Origin of the sequence: Blautia sp. DFI.6.71, from assembly GCF_020593585.1 — a bacterium.
Taxonomy (GTDB): domain Bacteria; phylum Bacillota; class Clostridia; order Lachnospirales; family Lachnospiraceae; genus Blautia_A; species Blautia_A wexlerae.
Window position 1 is genome coordinate 1 of record NZ_JAJDMJ010000195.1, and the last position, 257, is coordinate 257.

The 257-nt window shown below is 45.9% G+C and carries 1 tRNA gene; it reads right to left on the minus strand.

The window, feature by feature from the left end:
• Positions 1–3: 3 nt before the first annotated feature.
• Positions 4–74: transfer RNA gene (locus LJE12_RS19865), tRNA-Trp, on the minus strand.
• Positions 75–257 lie beyond the last annotated feature (183 nt).

The following is a 257-nucleotide window of genomic DNA, read 5'->3' on the forward strand; positions in this document are numbered from 1 at the left end:
GAGCAGGGGATGAGAGAATCGAACTCCCACCAAAGGTTTTGGAGACCCCTATCATACCATTTGACCAATCCCCTACAAAGTATATTATACATACTTTCAAAACTACATACATGTTGACATTTCCTTGAGAATTAACTTCCTGCGTTGCCGATTGAGTATTGTACTCCGCGGGGGTCACTTCGTGACTCCGTCTCTCAGCGTTTTGGTCAAGCCCTCACCCGATTAGTAACAGTCAGCTCCATGTGTTGCCACACTTC